Origin of the sequence: Burkholderia sp. LAS2 (assembly GCF_018417615.1) — a bacterium.
GTDB classification, from domain to species: domain Bacteria; phylum Pseudomonadota; class Gammaproteobacteria; order Burkholderiales; family Burkholderiaceae; genus Burkholderia; species Burkholderia sola.
This window is the reverse complement of the sequence record NZ_CP071053.1, coordinates 191,990-210,535: the sequence shown is the minus strand read 5'-3', so window position 1 is coordinate 210,535 and position 18,546 is coordinate 191,990. Positions and strand designations below refer to the sequence as shown.

The 18,546-nt window shown below is 68.4% G+C and carries 10 protein-coding genes; 3 read left to right on the top strand and 7 right to left on the bottom strand.

Annotated elements, in window-relative coordinates:
- Positions 1 to 12 precede the first annotated feature (12 nt).
- The 3 genes from mgtA to JYG37_RS21270 form a co-directional block, all read right to left on the bottom strand.
- The gene (gene mgtA / locus JYG37_RS21280; RefSeq protein ID WP_124631071.1) at positions 13 to 2,778 is read right to left on the bottom strand and encodes a magnesium-translocating P-type ATPase; all 2,766 of its coding nucleotides are present in this window, start codon (positions 2,776 to 2,778) and stop codon (positions 13 to 15) included.
- A 716-nt stretch (positions 2,779 to 3,494) separates the two neighbouring features.
- A complete protein-coding gene (locus JYG37_RS21275) occupies positions 3,495 to 5,156 on the bottom strand; it encodes a S8 family peptidase (protein WP_124653196.1) in 1,662 nt (553 codons plus the stop codon).
- The gene (locus tag JYG37_RS21270; RefSeq protein WP_124631073.1) at positions 5,153 to 5,359 is read right to left on the bottom strand and encodes a hypothetical protein; all 207 of its coding nucleotides are present in this window, start codon (positions 5,357 to 5,359) and stop codon (positions 5,153 to 5,155) included. Before JYG37_RS21270 ends, JYG37_RS21275 begins: the two co-directional genes overlap by 4 nt.
- A gap of 213 nt (positions 5,360 to 5,572) precedes the next feature.
- Between JYG37_RS21270 and JYG37_RS21265 the strand changes: the two genes are divergently transcribed.
- On the top strand, positions 5,573 to 6,469 hold the full coding sequence (locus JYG37_RS21265) for a glutamate/aspartate ABC transporter substrate-binding protein (protein ID WP_089489435.1): 897 nt from the start codon (positions 5,573 to 5,575) through the stop codon (positions 6,467 to 6,469).
- A gap of 75 nt (positions 6,470 to 6,544) precedes the next feature.
- Here JYG37_RS21265 and JYG37_RS21260 read toward each other — a convergent pair whose 3' ends face one another.
- Positions 6,545 to 7,069 (bottom strand): hypothetical protein, encoded by a 525-nt coding sequence (locus JYG37_RS21260; RefSeq protein WP_176015774.1) that lies wholly within the window; start codon positions 7,067 to 7,069, stop codon positions 6,545 to 6,547.
- Positions 7,070 to 7,360: 291 nt separating this feature from the next.
- On the opposite strand from JYG37_RS21260, the gene JYG37_RS21255 reads away from it, so the two are divergent.
- Both JYG37_RS21255 and JYG37_RS21250 read left to right on the top strand, forming a co-directional pair.
- A complete protein-coding gene (locus JYG37_RS21255) occupies positions 7,361 to 8,608 on the top strand; it encodes a multidrug effflux MFS transporter (protein WP_124631075.1) in 1,248 nt (415 codons plus the stop codon).
- A gap of 20 nt (positions 8,609 to 8,628) precedes the next feature.
- Positions 8,629 to 9,150 carry a GNAT family N-acetyltransferase gene (locus JYG37_RS21250; protein WP_089489434.1) on the top strand — a complete coding sequence of 174 codons (522 nt, stop codon included), beginning with the start codon at positions 8,629 to 8,631 and terminating at the stop codon, positions 9,148 to 9,150.
- Positions 9,151 to 9,178: 28 nt separating this feature from the next.
- Here JYG37_RS21250 and JYG37_RS21245 read toward each other — a convergent pair whose 3' ends face one another.
- The 3 genes from JYG37_RS21245 to JYG37_RS21235 form a co-directional block, all read right to left on the bottom strand.
- Positions 9,179 to 9,868 carry a hypothetical protein gene (locus JYG37_RS21245; RefSeq protein ID WP_124554950.1) on the bottom strand — a complete coding sequence of 230 codons (690 nt, stop codon included), beginning with the start codon at positions 9,866 to 9,868 and terminating at the stop codon, positions 9,179 to 9,181.
- Positions 9,869 to 9,991: 123 nt separating this feature from the next.
- The gene (gene pbpC / locus JYG37_RS21240) at positions 9,992 to 12,244 is read right to left on the bottom strand and encodes a penicillin-binding protein 1C (protein ID WP_050012794.1); all 2,253 of its coding nucleotides are present in this window, start codon (positions 12,242 to 12,244) and stop codon (positions 9,992 to 9,994) included.
- An 11-nt stretch (positions 12,245 to 12,255) separates the two neighbouring features.
- Entirely contained in the window at positions 12,256 to 18,306 is a 6,051-nt protein-coding gene (locus JYG37_RS21235; RefSeq protein ID WP_213346342.1) for an alpha-2-macroglobulin family protein, read from the bottom strand.
- Positions 18,307 to 18,546 lie beyond the last annotated feature (240 nt).

Below are 18,546 nucleotides of genomic sequence, written 5' to 3'. Positions count from 1 at the left end.
ATCGGCGCGACATCAGAACCACTGCTTGTAGCGACGCACGTAGATCGTCTTGACGATTTGCGCGAGCACGATGTAGCCGACCATCGTCGCGGCGAGCCAGAGCCAGTAGGTGCCCGGCAGGTGCATGAAGCCGATCGCGTCCGCGAACGGCGAGAACGGCAGCCAGCAGCCGATCGCGATCGCGGTGACGGTCGACAGCAGCACCGGCAGCGACGCGGTGCTCTGCAGGAACGGGATCTTCTGCGTGCGCAGCAGGTGCACGACGAGCGTCTGCGATACGAGGCTCTCGATGAACCAGCCCGAATTCATCACGATCTGGCCGCTCGCGCCGCCGTTCAGGTGATACAGCGCGCCCGCCCCGAACACGGTCCACATCAGGATGTACGTCGTGATGTCGAATACCGACGACGTCGGCCCGACCCACAGCATGAAGCGGCCGATGTTGCCGGCTTCCCACTTGCGCGGCTTCTTCAGGAACTCGGGATCCATCTTGTCCCACGGCAGCAGCATCTGCGACGTGTCGTAGATCAGGTTCAGCACGAGCAGCTGCGTCGCGAGCATCGGCTCCCACGGCAGGAACGCGCTGGCGACGAGCACCGAGAACACGTTGCCGAAGTTCGAGCTGGCGGTCATGTTCAGGTACTTCAGGATGTTGCCGAACGTCTCGCGGCCCTTGATCACGCCTTCCTCCAGCACCATCAGGCTCTTTTCGAGCAGGATGATGTCGGCGGTTTCCTTTGCGATATCGGCGCCGCTGTCGACCGAGATGCCGACGTCCGCGTCGCGCAGCGCGGGCGCGTCGTTGATGCCGTCGCCGAGGAAGCCGACCGTGTGGCCGTTCGCCTGCAGCGCCTTGACGATGCGCGCCTTCTGCAGCGGCGTGAGCTTCGCGAACACGGTCGTGCGTTCGACCGCCTGCGCAAGTGTTGCATCGTCGAGCGCTTCGATCTCGGTGCCGAGCATCGGCTTGGCCGGCTCGAGGCCGACCTGGCGGCACACCTTCATCGTGACGGTCGGGTTGTCGCCCGTCAGCACCTTCACCGCGACGCCGTTCTCGCGCAGCGCGGCGAGCGCCGGCGCGGCCGATTCCTTCGGCGGATCGAGGAAGGTCAGGAAGCCGCGCACGACGAGGTCGCGCTCGTCGGCGGTGCGGTATTGCGCGCGTTCGTCGCCGCGCGGGATCGTGCGCGTCGCGAGCACGAGCACGCGGAAGCCGTCCTCGTTGTACGCGGTGGCCTGTTCGAGCAGCCGCTTGCGGGCGACGAAGTCGAGCGGGCGCACGCCGTCTTCATCCTGCACGTGCGTGGACACCGCCAGCATTTCCTCGACCGCGCCCTTGCAGATCAGCAGATGCGTGCCGTGCGTATCCTCGACGACGACCGACAGGCGCCGCCGCACGAAATCGAACGGCAGTTCGTCGATTTTCTTGTAACCCCGCGGCTTCACGCGGTCGCCGATCTCGTCGGCGCGCGCGACGACCGCGATGTCGATCAGGTTCTTCTGGCCGCTCTGGTGGAAGCTGTTCAGCCAGCCGAGCCGCAGGATGTCCTCGTTCTTGTGGCCGGACAGGTCGAGGTGGTGTTCGAGGATGATCTTGTCCTGCGTGAGCGTGCCGGTCTTGTCGGTGCACAGCACGTCCATCGCGCCGAAGTTCTGCACCGAGTTCAGCCGTTTGACGACGACCTTGCGGCGCGCCATCGCGACCGCGCCGCGCGCGAGGTTCGCGCTGACGATCATCGGCAGCATCTCGGGCGTGAGGCCCACGGCCACCGCGAGCGCGAACGTGAGTGCGCTCAGCCAGTCGCCCTTGGTCAGGCCGTTGATCATGAATACGATCGGCACCATCACGAACATGAACTTGATCAGCAGCCAGCTCACGCTCGCGACGCCGCGGTCGAAGCTCGTCTCGATGCGCTTGTGGCTCACGACGTTGCGCGCGAGCGAGCCGAAGTACGTATCTTCGCCGGTCGCGACGACGACGGCCGTCGCCGTGCCGCTGACGACGTTGGTGCCCATGAAGCAGACGTTCTCGAGATCGAGCAGCGATGCCGGTGCGTCGTTCGCCGCGCCGGCCGCTTGCGTGCTCGCGGATTTGCCGGCCACCGCGCCGAGCGTGTCGTACTTCTCGACGGGCAGCGCCTCGCCGGTCAGCACGGCCTGGCTGATGAACAGGTCGCGCGACGCGAGCAGCCGCACGTCGGCGGGGATCATGTCGCCGGCGGAAAGATGCACGATGTCGCCGACCACCACTTCGCGCATCGGCACCTCGCGGCGCGCCGGCTCCGACGTGTCGGTCACCGCGCGCTGCACGGTCGCCGTCGTGCGGACCATCGCCTTGAGCTTCTCGGCTGCGCGCAGCGAACGGAATTCCTGCACGAAGCGCAGCAGCGCGCTGATCGTGACCATCGTCAGCAGGATGGTCATGCCGACGTAATCGCGATCGTCGGGCGCCGCAAAGTAGACGTCGGTGCAGAAGCTGATGGCGGCCAGCACCAGCAGCACGTAGACGAACGGGTTGTGGAACGAGAGCAGCAACTGGCGGGTCCAGTGCGGCGGTTTGTCGTGCGCGATTTCGTTCGGGCCGTAGCGTTGCAGGCGGTCGGCGGCCTGGTCGTAGGTCAGGCCGCGTGTGCTGGTGCGCAGCGACTTCAGCGTGTCTTCGAGCGGGCGGGCCGCTTCCTGCGCGGCGCGCATGATGCGCGGGTCGTTCTGCTGGCCTGCGCCGGCCTTGATGAAGCCGCGCTGTTTCTTGTGCGAGGTGTTGTGTCGTGTCGTCATGAGTCGCTCCTTGCGCACGAGGCGGCGGGCGGGGAGCGGCCGTGACGTTATCGACGCACGAGCGCTCCCCGCCGCGTCGCGTCAGGCGCGATCGGCTGTGGGTCGGTAAAGGCGGGAACGCTCGCCGGCGCGCAGCATGCGGACGGCGTGTCGATGCGCAGCGTTGCACCGGCGAGCGGTAATCGACTACTGTCGTCTGAGTTCATCTGCACTCCTGTCGGTTGCGGATAGTCGGCACGGGCGATCGGCAGCGGCGCGCGCAACGAGGCGCGCGGCCGGACGGCACGCGAACGGCGGGCGCACGCGGCTGGCGCCGCGCGCAACGCGAACGCACGCGCACGACGGCGCGTCGCGTGCATTCGACAACATCGAAAATTCGGGCGGGAGATCTGGCCGATAGTCAGGCCGGAAGGGCGCCGCATCCTGCTTCCCGGGATGCGGCAGAAGACGAGGCTCTGCGCGTTTTCCTCAGGCAGCAGTCAAGTTGGTGATGCACCAACTACAACTCGCATCGGTGTTCACAGAACACTCCATGTAACTAGACGGGGGCGATGGTAATGGCTCGCTGTGCGAAGCGTCAACCCTTTTGTCAGGCGTTATTTCGAGATAATCGATCGCGCCAGTGCGCGTTCGCAGGCGTGTGCGACAGCCCGTCACGAAACAGCCGCGCGCATCCCATGTCGGCATGCGCGCGGCCGTGTCGAACGAGGCGCCGGTTACTGGTTCGCAGTCGCGACGGCGGCCCCTGCATCGAGGATGCCCGAGCCTGCGGGCAGCGCGGTGCACGACGTGCCGGCCGCGAGCTTCGCCGCGCGCGTGCCGCCTTGCAGCTTCTGCAGGATCTGCGCGGGCGTGAGGTTGCCGTTCACCGACAGCATCAGCGCGGCGACCCCCGTCACCTGCGGCGCCGCGAGGCTGGTGCCGTTCGCGGGGCCATAGGTGTCCGAGCCCGGCGTCGTCGTGCCGGTGTTCGACGTCGACAGGATGTTGACGCCCGGCGCGCTCAGCGCGACGTCGGCGCCGAAGTTGCTGAACGACGCGCGGCGGCCCGTCGCGTCGGTCGCGGCGACGGTGATCACGCCGCGGCAGTTGGCGGGCTGGTCGAGCCCGGTCGACAGGCCGTCGTTGCCGGCCGCGACGACCACGGTCACGCCCTTCGCGGTCACGTCGTCGATCGCCTGCTGGAACGTCGTGCTGCAGGCGCCGACCCCGCCGAGGCTCAGGTTGATGATCTTCGCCGGCCGCGGGTTCGTCGGTACGCCGACGACGTTGATGCCGGCTGCCCAGCGCATGCCGTCCGCGATGTCGCTCGTCACGCCGCCGCACTTGCCGAGTACGCGCACGGGCAGGATCTGGCCGAGCCACGATACGCCGGCGACGCCGGTGCCGTTGTTGGCGGTCGCGCCGATCACGCCCATCACGCGCGTGCCGTGCCAGCTGCTGTTGCTCGGCTGGCTTGCGCAGTGATAGTACGGGCCGTTGACGTTGTCGATTTCCTGCTGCGTGACCCAGTCGCCCGGATCGGTTGCGTCCGGGCCGCGCGTCAAGCCGTTGTTGCTGGTGTTGACGTTGCTGATGAAGCTGTAGCCGGACAGCAGGTTGCCGACGAGATCGCCGTGCGGCCGATAGCCGGTATCGAGCACGGCCGTGACGACGGTCGGCGAACCCTTGGTCACGTTCCACGCCGGTGGCAGGTCGATGCCGGCGGCCGGGTCGGACAGGTACCACTGCTGGTTGTAGAGCGGATCGCTCGGCGTGTCGCGGATCTGCATCGGGTGATCCGGCTCCGCGTAGTCGACATCGCTGTCGGCCGCGAACGCCTGGGCGAGCGCGGCGGCATCGGCGGCGGCCATGCGCTGACCGAGCGACAGCACGGCCGCGCCGCTCGAGATCGTTCGTTCGACCTGCACGTTCACCGGCGTTTGCCCGACCGTGCTCGCGTACGCGCGTGCGTTGCCGGTCACGGGCGCCGTCCAGCGCGTCATTGCACGCTGGATCACCGCATCGAGTCGCGAGCCGTTGTCGATGGTCGCCATCGCGCGCGTGGCCGTCAGCGTTTTCAGCTTGACGATGAGGTGATCGACCGGCGGCTCGACCGGTGCGGTCTGCGCGGCCATCTGTACGGCGGCCTGCTGCGACGTGCACGCATTGCCGCCGGACGATGTGGGCGGGGCGGTCGGGGTGGGTGCGGGAGCGGGCGTCGGAGCGGGGGCCGGTGTCGGTGCGGGGGACGCGTTGGACGAAGAAGGGTTGCTGCCGTCGCCGCCGCCTCCGCCGCAACCGGCGAGGGGCAGGAGAGCGGCGGCGGACAGCATACCGGCGAGCATGCGCGCATGGGCGGGGCGCGCCAGCGCGAAATTGAAGCGTTTGGCTTTCATGTTGAAAGTCGATCCTCGAAGATAACCGTCGTGCCGGCGGTGGTGCCTGGTCCGGCGCACACCGGACCTTGTTTTTGTTCGGCGCACGCAGCGCTGCTGCGACGCGCCATGCATTGGGTAACGGCTGATGAGGCGGCTTCTTGAATATGTTTTGTGTGAAAAAGGGGCGAGACGCAAACGATTGCGATGCTGTCTTGCAGCATGAACGCGCGTTTGGAACGAGTGATCTGTTCATCGGGTGCAAGATTGCAGGCGGTCGACCCGGCGAAACGTTCGGCACAGGCGCTTTTGCGCGCCGCGGAAACGATTTTCTCGGTGAGGCCGCGACAGCGGCCGCTTGACGCTTTCCCCGATGCGGCGCGAATTTTGTTGGGCGTACGATCGCGATTCGATCAACGTTACGTCAGGAGAAAAGCATGGATCGCCGCTTTCGTTGGCTGGCCGTTGCGCTCGCCTGCGCGCTGGCGGGCACCGCGCACGCGCAGGCCCTCACCGGTACGCTGAAGAAGATCAAGGACACGGGCGTCGTGTCGCTGGGTATCCGCGAATCGTCGGTGCCGTTCTCGTATTCGGACAACCAGCAGAAGAACATCGGCTATTCGCGCGACATCGCGTCGCGCATCATCGACCGGTTGAAGACCGATCTGAACCTGCCGAACCTCGCGGTGAAGGAAATCCCGATCACGTCGCAGAACCGGATTCCGCTGCTGCAGAACGGGACGATCGACTTCGAATGCGGGTCGACGACGAATACGCTCGAACGGCAAAGGCAGGCCGCGTTCTCGAACAGCATCTTTCTGTACGGCATCCGTTTCAGCACGCGCAAGGATTCGGGCGTGAAGGACTTCGCGGACCTGGCCGGCAAGACGGTCGCGACGACGGCCGGCACGTCGGACGAACGTCTGCTGCGCAAGCTCAACGAAGAGAAGGCGATGAACATGACGATCATCAGCGCGAAGGATCATGCCGAAGCGTTCATGAACGTCACGACCGGGCGCGCGGTCGCGTTCGTGATGGACGAACCGCTGCTGTACGGCGAGATCGCGAAGGACCGCAATCCGGGTGCGTATACGGTCGCGGGCACGCCGCTCGTCCACGAAAATTACGCGTGCATGATGCGCAGGGACGATCCGGCGTTCAAGCAAGTGGTCGACGGCGTGATCGCGAAGATGCAAACCTCGGGCGCGGCCGAGAAGCTGTACGACCAGTGGTTCATGCAGCCGATTCCGCCGAAGGGCGTGAGCCTCAACTATCCGCTGTCGGCGGAGATGAAGCAGCTGTTCAGGAATCCGACGGATCAGGCGCAGTACTGATTCGGCCGTCGCAACGAAAAACCGCCGGCAGGTGCCGGCGGTTCGAGCGCAGAGCGCCGAGCGGCGCGAAGCGCGTCAGGCCTTGATCTCCGGGCCGCGCGCGGCGGGTGCGGCCGGTGCCGCCGACGGCATCGGCGGCCGTGCCGGGGCGATGACGAGCACCGGTTGGGGAGCGACCCACGCCGGTATCGCGAACCCGACGGGCTGCGGCATCGGCATCGCGAACGCGTTGGCGAGCGCAATGTGCTGCAGCGCCATCATCTGCTGCTGCATCGCGACCATCTGCGCCTGCGCCGCCTGCATCCGGTACTGCGCGGCCTGTATTTGCCGCAACGCCGCCGCGGGCGGCACGCCGCCCGACGACGACGTCTGCATCTCGAAGCTCGCGCCGCCTTGCGGGCTACGCCAGCGCCACGTGCTGACCTTCATCGGGCCGACGGCCGTCTGGACGACGCGCGTTTCGGCTTTCACGGGCACGGCCTGCCCGTCGACATTGACGAGCATCGGTTGGGCGGCCGCCGCCGCGCCGGCCTGCCCGGCCAGCGCGAACACGGGCACCAGCGCCAGCGCGCCCGCCGCCATATACGAACGGAATCGCATCTTCGTATCTCCATCAAACGAGACTGAATCAACAATGACGTACGGCTCACGGAATGAGCCATCCGAGACAATGCGACCGTCGGCTTAAATCAACATTAAAACTGCCGTCGGTCGGCCCGATCCGCGCATTCCATGATGCGCCGCCATCGGCATTCAACCTCGCCCGCGCCAGGGTAATCCTGTCGCCCGGTGCAACAACGGGCACAATACGGAATTCGCCACCACCGCACGCATGTTCGACATCCGAACACTGCGGTGCGGCACTGCTGCCCGACCTCCTTCCCGGTCCTCATGAACGCCACGCCCACTCCCGCGCGCGAGTCGAATTCGCCGCGCTTCCTGCTGTTCCTGATCTGCCTGTTCGCGTCCGCCGGCCAGCTCGCGATCGATATCTACGTGCCCGCGCTGCCCGACATGGCCCGTTCGTTCGCGACCACGCCGCAGGCGATCCAGTCGAGCGTGTCCGGCTACATGGCGGCCTACGCGCTCGGCCAGTTGATCTTCGGGCCGATCGCGGACGCCTACGGACGCAAGCGCGTGCTTGCGTTCGGGCTCGTGATCTACACGATCGGCTGTCTGCTGTCGCTGGGCGCGTCGAACCTCGAGACGTTCATACTCGCGCGCTGCCTGCAGGGCTTCGGAATCGCGACCACCAACCTGCTGGCGAAGGCGATCATCACCGATTCGTTCTCCGGCCAGGCGTTGATGCACGCGTTCACCTACATGTCGATCGCGTGGGGGCTCGCGCCGATCATCGCGCCGGTGATCGGCGCGCACCTGCAGGAATGGTTCGGCTGGCGCGCATGCCTTGTGTTCCTGCTGGTCTACTCGCTGGCGATGTGGGCGCTGCTGTGGCGCTACCGCGAAACCTTGCCGAGGCCCGTGCATCTCGAGCCGCGCACGTTGATGGCGAACACGGGCAAGGTGCTGACGAGCCCGGTGTTCCAGAGCTGTTTCCTCGCCCAGGGGCTGTGCTACAGCATCCTGCTGGTGTTCAACATCGTCGGGCCGTTCATGGTGCAGACCACGCTGCACAAGCCGCCGACCTTCTTCGGGTATCTCGCGCTCGGCATCGGCCTCATGTATTTCCTCGGCGGCCTGTCGAACCGGATTCACGGCCGCGGGCTGCCGAGCGCCGAGCAACGGCTGCGTATCGGCGCGCGCGTGATGGCGGGCGCGTCGATCGCGATGCTGGTGCTGGCGCTGACCGTCGGCCTGCGCGTGTGGACGCTCGCGACACCGGTGCTCGTGATGGGCTTCTGCGCGGGCGCGATGTATCCGACGCTGATGGCCAAGGGCAATTCGCTGTTTCCGCACATCGCCGGCCTGACGAGCGCGATTCTCGGCTGTGCGCTGCTGCTCGTGTCGTCCGCGATGATGGGTCTGGCCGGTTTCGTGTCGATTCACGTGCTGACGCCGCTCGCGGTGTTCTTCGTCGCGTTGTCGTTCATCGTCGTGTGGATGGTGACGAAGCTGCTGCGGTATCTGTCGCAGCAGCAGGCGGCGCCGGTGGTGTGCGGGCGCGGGGAGGCGGCGTAAGCGCGGATGGTGATCGACTCATGAACCGGATCCTGCTGAATCGCGTCGCCCGGTCCGACGCCGCCGATCTGATCGCCGGCAACCGCGCGAACCGGAGCCATCATCTGCCGTGGGTCGATTCGTTCATCGACCAGGCCGGGTTCGATCAATGGTTCGCCCGCTGCCTGACGGGGCCGAACGTCGGATTGGTCGCGCGCGAGCGGGCGTCGGGCGCGGTGGTCGGCGTGGTGAATCTCAACGAGATCGTCGGCGGGGTGTTTCAGAGCGCTTATCTTGCGTACTACGGAATGGCGGATTTCAGCCGCAAGGGGCTGATGACGGACGCGTTGCGCGCGGCGATCGACGTCGCGTTCGGCGAACTTGGGCTGCACCGGCTCGAAGCGAACATCCAGCCCGGCAACCATGCGTCGATCGCGCTGGTTCGACGGCTCGGTTTCCGGCAAGAGGGATTTTCGCCGCGCTATCTGCGCATCGGCGGCGAATGGCGCGACCACGAGCGTTGGGCGTTGCTGGCCGACGACGCGCACGAAGCCGGCGCCTGACGGCCGATTCTCGTCCCCCTCGCATCGCTTACAGCGGATGGGCGGCCCCGGCCTGCTGCAACAGCGACACGGCCACCGGATCCGGCAGTCCGTTCGAATCGATCGCCCCGGCTTTGCCCAGCGCGACGAGATCGCTGTCGACGCCCGGTTGCCCGACCACGAACGACGTGGTCAGGAACGCCGGCGCGGCGAGCGTGACCGCATAGCGCTGCTGCAGGTTCGTCACCACGGCCGATTGCGCGGCCTGCACGGTGTCCGGGCTGTTCATCGCCCGCTGGTAGCGCAGGGTGCCCTGGAAATTGCCGATCAGCCCGGCCGTGTTCGTCCCGAGTTGCGCCGCGAGATAGACGAGCATCAGCTCGGTCTCGGGCGTCGTGTTGAAGGTGCCGCCCGCATAGGCGAGCGAATGCAGGCTCGCGCCGCCCGACGCCACGGTGATCACGCATGGCAGCGCCGCGTTGAGCGTCACATGGTAGTTGCCGCCGCCGTCCGTCAGCGTCGTTGCCGAGCCCGCCGCGCAGTTGACCGTGACTTGCGCGCTCGCGAGCGCGTCGCCCGTCGCGGCCGTGCCCGACAGCGAGACGGTTTGCGTGTTGTCGTTGAAGCACGCGTCGACGCCGAAGCAGGCCTCGCCGTTGCAGGCGGAGAGGGCGGCGAGCGTTGCGACGCACAAAACGCCCAGCGCGGGGCGGGTGAAGCGCGTAAGGCGAATGTTCATGGTCGCGGGCAATCCGAGAGAATGAGGCAACCGGTGCGCGTGGGGGAATGCGGCGCTGTTGTCATTCTATGTCGTGATCCGGGGAAAGCGAATACGGCCGGCCGATAAGACCGCCTCACCGCCTTAGCGCTTGCGCGCACCCGGCTTCGCGAACGCGCCGCGCACCTCGAAGCCGATCGCGTCGGCGACGTTGCCGCGCGCATCGACGAGTTCGAGCCGGTGTCGGCCCGGCCACGGCAGCCACGCGACGCGATCGGCATGGCCGATCACCTTGTCGTCGAGCCGCCACGCGAACTTCGTCGCGTGCCCGGCCGATCGCTCGAACCAGATCCGCTGGTTCTTCGGCGGAATGTCGGGGTCGATCGCGAAGATCGTGCCGTCGGTCGGCGCGCCGATCGTCAGCGGCGCACGCGCACCGTCCTTGCCTGGCGCGACGGGCGCCGCGAGCCGGATCGTGTCGACCGCCGTGCCCGCGATGAACCATTCGTTGCGGGCCGGCTCGATGTCGCGCTCGAACGCGATGCGGCGCGTCTCGACGCCGGCCGGCGCGCGCGGCGCACGGCTCGGCAGGTCGCGATGCAGGTAGCCGACGACGGCCGACCACACGGGCGACGCGCCCGTGACGCCCGACACGTCCCACATCGGCGAGCCGTCCGCATTGCCGACCCACACGCCGACCGTATAGCGCGACGTGAAACCGATCGTCCAGTTGTCGCGCATGTCCTTGCTCGTGCCGGTCTTGACCGCCGAGAAGAAGCGCGTCGCGAGCGGGTTGTCGAAGCCGAACGTGCGCACGCGTGCGTTGTTGTCGGACAGGATGTCGGTGACGACGAAGCTGGCCGCGTCGCTGAACACGCGCGTGCCGGCGTCCATCCGCGCGGGCGCCGAGGCGCCGGATGCGCCGGATGCCGGCGTCGGCGCCGTGGCGGGCAGGTCGACGACCTTGCGCGCGACGCCGCCGTTCGCGAGCGCGCGGTATGCATTGGTCAGCGACAGCAGCGTGACGTCCGCACTCCCGAGCGCCAGGCTGAAGCCGTAGTAATCGCCTTCCTGCGCGAGCGGCAGGCCGAGCGCGGTCAGCGTGCGCGCGAAGCGGTGCGGCGTGACGAGCACCAGCGTGCGCACGGCCGGCACGTTCAGCGAGCCGCCGAGCGCGCTGCGCACGCTCACCCAGCCCTTGAAATCCTTGTCGTAGTTCTGCGGAATGTAGAGGCCGCCGCCGGCGGCGAGGTTGATCGGCGCGTCGTCGAGCAGCGACGCGGCAGTCAGCCGCTTCTCGTCGATCGCCTGCGCATAGAGGAACGGCTTGAGCGTCGAGCCGGCCTGGCGCGGCGCGAGCACGGCATCGACGTCGCGCGCGCTCGACAGCGCCCCCGACGAGCCAACCCACGCGCGGATCTCGCCGGTCGCGTTGTCGATCACGACGACCGCGCCGTCCTGCACGTTGCGCCGATGCGCGGGTGCGTTCAGTTCGGTCAGCGCGCGCATCAGCGTGTCGCGCGCGAAGCGCTGCAGCGGCGCATCGAGCGTCGTGCGGATCTGCGCGCCGGCCGCCGGCTTGACCTCGGCCGCGATGCGTCGCGCGAAATGCGGGGCGAGGGCGGCGCCGTCGTCGCGTACGGCGTTGGCCGGGCGCGCGGTGACGAGCTGCACGTAGCCGTCGAGCGATGCGCACGCCTGCGCGGCCTGCATGTCGCGCAGGATCCGGCACGCGCGTTCGGCGATCTTCGCGGGCGCCGCGTTGGGCGCACGCACGAGTGCGGCGGCGATCGCGGCCTCGCGCGCGTCGAGGCCCGACGGCGCCTTGCCGAACAGCACCTGCGACAGCGCGCCGAGCCCGATCGTCTCGCCGCGAAACGGCACCAGGTTCAGGTACGCCTCGAGGATCTGGTCCTTGCGCCAACTGCGTTCGAGCCACAGCGCGTTCACGGCCTGCGTGGCCTTTTGCGGCAGCGAGCGCTGGCCCGAGCGGCGCGGCGAATCGCTGAGCAGGCCCGCGAGCTGCATCGTCACGGTCGACGCGCCGCGCGTGCGCTCGTTCCACAGGTTGCCCCATGCCGCGCCGGCAATCCCGCGCCAGTCGACGCCGCTGTGTTCGTAGAAGCGCTTGTCCTCGGACACGACGATCGCCTCGCGGAACGCGGGCGATACGTCGGCGAGCGACACCCAGTCGCCGCGCCGTTCGGTGCGGTCGATGCGCGTACGCTGCAGCGGCGTGCCGTCGCGCGCGAGCAGCACCCAGTCGGAGCTGCGCCAGTTGCGGCGCACGTCGTCGTAGCCGGGCAGCGCATGCGCGACGAGCGGCGCGGCCAGCACGACGGCGACGAATACGCGGCCGGCGAAACGCGCCGGCCGCGGCAAAGCCAGATCGATCATCGCTTGCCCGGTTACTTGCCCGCGTCGGCCGGCTTCACGGTCATCGGCGGGTTCGGCCACAAACCGTACACGGACGGCGCATACAGCGCCTCGACGCGCGTCGGCGGCAATCCGAACGTGCCGACGTTGTTCAGCCGCACCGTGTACTCGACCGAGAATTTGCCCTTCGGCAAATAGTCGTAGTACGCGCGATAGCCGTCGAAGTCGCGCTCGATGAACGCCGGCCACGCGCCGTCGGGGGTTTTCTCGCCCTGCGTCGCGGCTTCGGAATCGCGGCCGAGGCCCGACCCGAGGATCGTCGCGCCGGCCGGAATCGGATCGTTGACGGCGACCCACGTCATGTCGCTCTGCGCGTCGATGTCGAGATGGACGCGCACGACGTCGCCGCGCGTGAGCACACCCTTGACGGCTGGCGACACGGGCGTGACGGTCTTCGAGATCCGGTAGCCGGCCGCGAACGGCGCGCGCAGCGGCACGGCCGCAAGGCTTTCGACCGTGGCCCACGGGCGGCCCGTGCCGTCCTGCGTGACCGACAGCGTGGCCGGCCCCTGCGACGCACGCGGCCACGGCATCAGCACGCTGCGCGCGGCGGCCGCGCGGGTCGCCGGCGTGGCCGACGCAGGCGCATCGGCGGGCGCGGCCGATGCCGCTTGCGACCACGAGATCGAACGCTCGTCGCCGCCCAGCGCCACCTTCGTCGCGCCGGCGACCGGCGTGCTCTCGTAGGTCCGCGAGAAGCGCTCGACTGCGAGCAGGCCGAGTGCGTTCGACGTCGTCGTCTGCCATGCGCCTTGACGTTGCAGCGCGAGCAGGCCGGCGGTCACGCGCGGCATTTCGTCCTTCCATGCCGGGTCGCCCGCGAATTCCAGCGCGAGGCGCGCGGCGTTGGTCTCGTTGCTGGTCATCAGCCACCACAGGTCGTCGTCGCGCGCGGTCGAGAACACGAGTTGCGTGCCCTGGTAAGTCAGGCGCGCCCGCAGGATCTGGTCGACCTGCGCGCGTTTCTCGTCGCGTTGCGGGATGTCCTTCACGCGCGTGAGGATCGCGTGATAGTCGATCACCGCCGAGGTCGGCCACTGGTTCGGCGCGATCTCGATCGAACCGAGCATGCGGCCCTGCGCGGCGCCGTAGCGCGACAGCGCCTCGATCGCGGCGAGCTTGCGCAGGTCGCGATCCTGGCGCGGCGCCCACGCGTTGCGCTCGAGGCGGCCGTCGACGAAGCGCGCGAGCCCGGCCTCGAGCTGCGTGCGCAGGTCTTCCGGCAGCGCGAAGCGCGGATCGAGGCGGCTGGCTTCGTCGGACACCACGAGAAGATACGACGACAGCGTCGGGCTGCCATGATGCGAATCGTCGGACGACGGCGGGAAGTAGCTCGCCAGCCCGTCGCTGTCGAGATAGACGGGCATGCGCGCGATCAGCGCCTGCCATTGCGCGGGGTCGCGCAGCCCGATCGCACGCGACGTCTGCTGTTCGAGGCAGCGATACGGATAGCGTTCGAACCAGCGCCGCACGCCGGGCAGGCCGTCGGCGAGCTTCGACTGCAGCGACACGGCGATGCCGCCGCGCGGCACGCCTTGTGCGTTGCTCACAGCGCCGGCCGGGGCCGCGACGGGCACCGTCAGCGTGCCGTCGACCTGCGCGAGCGTCGCCTGCTGCACGGTCACCGGCAGCGCGGGCACGACCTTCTGCGCGACGGCCAGCGCGTCGGACGCGCGCTTGCCGCCTTGCTCGGCCGCCTCGATGCGCCAGTTCAGCGCACCGGCCGCATCGAGCGCCTGTTCGGGCACGGTGATCGTCCACGCGACCTCGGTCGCCGCATTCGCGGCCAGCGACACGGTTTGCGGTGCGACGTCGAGGCCTGTCACGCGCGGCGTCACGACGACCTGCATCGCGCGGTCGGTCGTGTTGCGCAGCGTGACCTGCGCACGGAACGCGTCGCCTTCGCGCACGAGCGGCGGCAGGCCGGAGATCAGTTGCAGATCCTGCGTGCTGCGGATCGACGTGCTGCCCGTGCCGAAACGGTCGGGGCCGACCGCCGCGATCGCGACGATCCGGAAGCGCGTGAGCGCGTCGTTCAGCGGCACCTCGACGGTTGCGCTGCCGTTCGCGTCGAGCGTCACGCGCGGGTTCCACAGCAGCAGCGTGTCGAACAGCTCGCGGGTCGGTGCGCTGCCGCCCCCGCCGCCGGCCGGCACGGCTTTGCGGCCGAAGTGGCGGCGGCCGACGATTTCCATCTGCGCGGTGGCCGTCTCGACGCCGTACGCGCGCCGGCGCAGCATCGCGTCGAGCAGGTCCCAGCTGTTGTTCGGCATCAGTTCGAGCAGCGCCTCGTCGACGGCCGCGATCGCAATCTGCGTGCCGGCCGGTGCCGGCTGACCGTTCGGCAGCGTGACCTTCACGTGCGCCTGCGCCTTGCTGCGTACCGTGTAGCGGGTCGCGTCGGTCGTCACGGTCACGCCGAGGCGATGAACGCCCGTGCCGACCTTGATCTCGCCGAGGCCATAGCGGAACGCGGGCTTCGACAGGTCGACGAACGCGGTCGGCGCCTCATAGTGGCGGCCTTCGCGCCAGAACGCGCGCGCCCATTCGACCGGCGCCTTCCAGCCCCACGTGAAGAACGAGTACCACGGCACCTCGCGAATCCGCCCGCGCAGCGCGAGCACCGACACGTAGACGTTCGGCCCCCACGATTCGCCGACCTTCAGGTCGACGGTCGGGTTCTTGCCGTTCAGCTCGACGATGTGCGTTTCCATCACGCCGCCGCGCTCGACCGCGACGAGCGCGGTCGCGTAGCGGAACGGCATGCGCACCTGGAAGCGGGCCGTTTCGCCCGGTTCGTACGACGTTTTCTCGGGGATCACGTCGATCCGGTCGGTGTTGTCGCCGCCGAACCAGAGCTCGTCCTCGCGCGTGACCCATACCGACGTCGACGCATTCGACGTTCGGCCGTCGCCGTCCTTCGCGACCGCGATCAGTTGCACGTTGCCGGCCTGCTCGAGCGTCGCGTCGCAGGCCATGCGGCCCTTGTCGTCGGTCTTGCCCGAGCACAGCACGCCGAGGTCGCGCGTATCGCTCTTGTTGTCGTACGCATAGAAGCCGCCGACCATCCGCTTGCGCGACGACGTCGTGATGCGCGCGACGCCCTTGATCTCGATCGGCACCGACGCGCGCGGCTTGCCCTGCAGGTCGACCGCCAGCGCCTGCACCGGCACGCGCTGGCCGACCGACACCCAGCGGCCGGCCTTGATGCCGGCCACCACCGCGGCCGGCCACAGGATCGTGTCGCCGCGGATCGTCTGCACTTCGCCGTTCGGGTCCGCGAACGTCGCCTCCAGCGCGATACGCTTCGGTGCGTCGACGTCGGGCAGGCCCTTGAGCGTGACCGAGCCCGCGCCGTTGCGGTCGAGCGTCAGCGGCAGCTTGTCGGCGATCAGCTTCGTCGCGTCGGGATCGTTGCTCGACGCCGCCGCCGACGCGTTGTCGCCGTCCTGCGCATCGTCGTCGGCATTGCCGTCGCTCGTGTCGGGGCGATACGGCGTGAAGCTGAAATCCTCGAAACGATCCGCGAACGGCGGCGATGCCCACTTCATCAGCGCCGACACCTGCACGGGCAGGTTCGATGCGCCGCCGCCCGACACGTAGTCGATCTGCACCGCGAGCGGCGCTTCCTTCACGGCGACGAGCGGGCTCTTCTGCGCGTCGCGCGCGCCGATCGAGCCTTTCAGCACCGGCAGGCGGAACGCCTCGACGCGGAAGCTGCCGCTGTAATAGGTGGCGGTCGGCGCGTCCTCCGGGCCGCCTTCGAGCTCGACGCTGTATTCGCCGAGCTTCGCGGCGGCCGGCAGCGTGAACTGCGAATCCGCGCTGTGGTCGGCCGCCCACGTGAGCGGCAGTTTGTACGTCTGGCCGGTGCCGAGATGGCGGATCGTCACGCGCGTCGGGTATTGCGACGGGAACGCGAGGCTCTGCAGCGTCTCGGTGCGGATGAAATGCTTCATCGACACGGTTTCGCCGGCGCGCAGCAGCGTGCGGTCGAACACCGTATGCGCGCGCACGGTCGGCGCGCTGTCGGTGTCGGTCGGCACGTTGAAGCGCCACGATTCGATCCCGCGGTTCCAGCCCGAGCTGACGAACGCCATGTCGGGGCCCGTCTTCGGATCGTCGACGCGCGCCGACACGAAGTAGTCGCTAAAGCGCTGTTCCGACGAGCTGCATTCGCGCTTCGGCTCGAACGGTCCGTCGATCTTCAGCAGGCCCTGCGCGTCGGTCTTGCCGGCCGCGATTTCGTCGCCGGTGCAGTCCGACACGCGGATCTGCGCATTCGGCACCGGCTTGCCCTTGTCGAGCGTCGTGACCCACACGAGGTTGTTCTCGCGGCCCTGTTTCAGGTGCACGCCGAGGTTCGTGACGAGCACGGCGGTGCGCACGTACATGCTCGACGGCTTCGCGAGCAGCGAGCGGCCGAGCGCGGGCGACGCGAGTTCGAGCACGTAGAAGCCAGGCTTCTCGATCGGCACGCCGACCACTTCGAACGGGCGCAGCGCTTTCGGATCGGCCTTCGGCAGCGTCAGCACCTGCGCGCCGGGCTCGCCCGCGAGCAGCGACAGCGAGCGCACGTCGATGCGGCGGTTCTTCGGCGCGGGCTGCTTTTCGCCGGCCTCGAGCGGCACGTAGACCGGGCGTTGCCCCTTGCGCTCCAGCAGGCCGGGAATCTGGTCGTCGATCGAGCCGGCCGTCATCGACCAGTTGTCGAAGCGATCGACGGTGCGCATCCATTGGCGGATCGCGGTGTCGTTCTCGACCTTCAGGTTCGCGAATTGCGCGCCGCCCGCGTTGAGGCCCGCGATATGCAGGTCGGCCTCGACGTTGCGCAGCGTGACGGGCACCAGCGCGGGCGTGCCGGGCTCGGCGAAGCGCTCGACGATTCCGAAGGTGCCCGACGAGAATTTCGCGAGCGGCGGCATCGGCGCGGTGCGCGTCGCGAGCGGGAACAGGTCCGCGTTGGACAGCGGCCGGTCGGTCACGTCGTGCAGGCCCGACGGCAGCTCGACGGTGAGAGCCGCCTGCGCGGGCAGCGGCGGGTTGAACGTGACGGTCGTCACTTCCTCGCTGTGATCGTCGGCCGCGAAGGTCGGCGACAGCGAACCGTCGGGGCCGCGCAGCTTGATCGCTTCGGCCTGCTTGCGCGCGATCGGCGCGTTGAACGACAGCGTGAGCGGGCGCAGCGGCGTGCAGGGCGCCTTCGCGTTCTCGCGTTCGCACGAGAAGCTCGCCGCGAACGGTGCGCGCACGGTGAAATCGAAGCGTCGTTCGGTTTCGTTCGCGATGCCGCTCGGGCTCGCGACGCCCTTGCCGTACACGAGCTGCATCTTCGCGCTCGCCGGCAGCGCCTGCGAGCACGACAGCGTCAGCACGCGCGCGGCCTCCTTCTTCAGCCCGAAATGATCGAGTAGCGCGTTGCGCGTCTCGTCGTCGGCGGCCGTGACGGGAATGCGGTTGCCGATGCCGGCCGCTTCGCACCAGATGTTCGCGAGCGCCGAACGCGGCTCGGCCGGGCCGTTCAGCTTCATCACGAAGACCTGCCGCTCCTCGATCTCGCGGGAGCCGGGGCGCACCGACACCGGGAACGGGCCGCCCGTCTGGAACGTGAAGCGACGCGGGCCGCTGACCGCATTGCCGGCGACCGAGCGCAGCGTGTCGTTGAGCGCGACCGAGCAGCGTACGCCGGGCGGCAGGTCGCTTTCGAAATCGTAAACCCAGGTCTTGTCGTCGAGCCAGTGGCCCGAGCCGCGCGCGGCCGTCGAATCGTTGCAGGTCACGCGCGCCGGATTCGGCGCAGAGGCCGAGCCGAACGCGACCATCGGTTCGTCGAACTTCACGACGCTCTGCCGGACTTCGGTGACGGTGCCTTGCGGCGACACGCTCACCGTGCGCGCCGCGCCCGCATGCAGCGACAGCGCGGCGGCGCCGCCGAGCGCCGCGACGGCGCCGATGCGCCAGAGCAGCCGGGTCGTGTGGTGGGTGTGGTTCGTTTCTTTGTTGTGCTTGTCGTGCTGCTTCATCGCTCGATTGCCCTCGGAGGGAAGCTTTCTGTTTGATTGCACGGGATTCTAACCGACCGCCGCGCGCGCGCAGCACGGCGTGCAGGTGCAGTGTGTGGTCGGCGCGCGACACGGGCGTGCCCGCGGCAGATTTGTCGCGCCGACGACACAAAATTGCAGCGAAATATCGATTGTCGCGGATTGCGGAACATTTAATGGACTATAAAAAGATTGTTCGATCCGATTTGTGCGCGTACATTT

Bases quoted from the DNA above. Each gene is read 5' to 3' on its own strand.
- mgtA (WP_124631071.1), bottom strand. From the start codon at position 2,778: ATGACGACACGACACAACACCTCGCACAAGAAACAGCGCGGCTTCATC.
- JYG37_RS21275 (WP_124653196.1), bottom strand. From the start codon at position 5,156: ATGAAAGCCAAACGCTTCAATTTCGCGCTGGCGCGCCCCGCCCATGCG.
- JYG37_RS21270 (WP_124631073.1), bottom strand. From the start codon at position 5,359: ATGCTGCAAGACAGCATCGCAATCGTTTGCGTCTCGCCCCTTTTTCAC.
- JYG37_RS21265 (WP_089489435.1), top strand. From the start codon at position 5,573: ATGGATCGCCGCTTTCGTTGGCTGGCCGTTGCGCTCGCCTGCGCGCTG.
- JYG37_RS21260 (WP_176015774.1), bottom strand. From the start codon at position 7,069: ATGCGATTCCGTTCGTATATGGCGGCGGGCGCGCTGGCGCTGGTGCCC.
- JYG37_RS21255 (WP_124631075.1), top strand. From the start codon at position 7,361: ATGAACGCCACGCCCACTCCCGCGCGCGAGTCGAATTCGCCGCGCTTC.
- JYG37_RS21250 (WP_089489434.1), top strand. From the start codon at position 8,629: ATGAACCGGATCCTGCTGAATCGCGTCGCCCGGTCCGACGCCGCCGAT.
- JYG37_RS21245 (WP_124554950.1), bottom strand. From the start codon at position 9,868: ATGAACATTCGCCTTACGCGCTTCACCCGCCCCGCGCTGGGCGTTTTG.
- pbpC (WP_050012794.1), bottom strand. From the start codon at position 12,244: ATGATCGATCTGGCTTTGCCGCGGCCGGCGCGTTTCGCCGGCCGCGTA.
- JYG37_RS21235 (WP_213346342.1), bottom strand. From the start codon at position 18,306: ATGAAGCAGCACGACAAGCACAACAAAGAAACGAACCACACCCACCAC.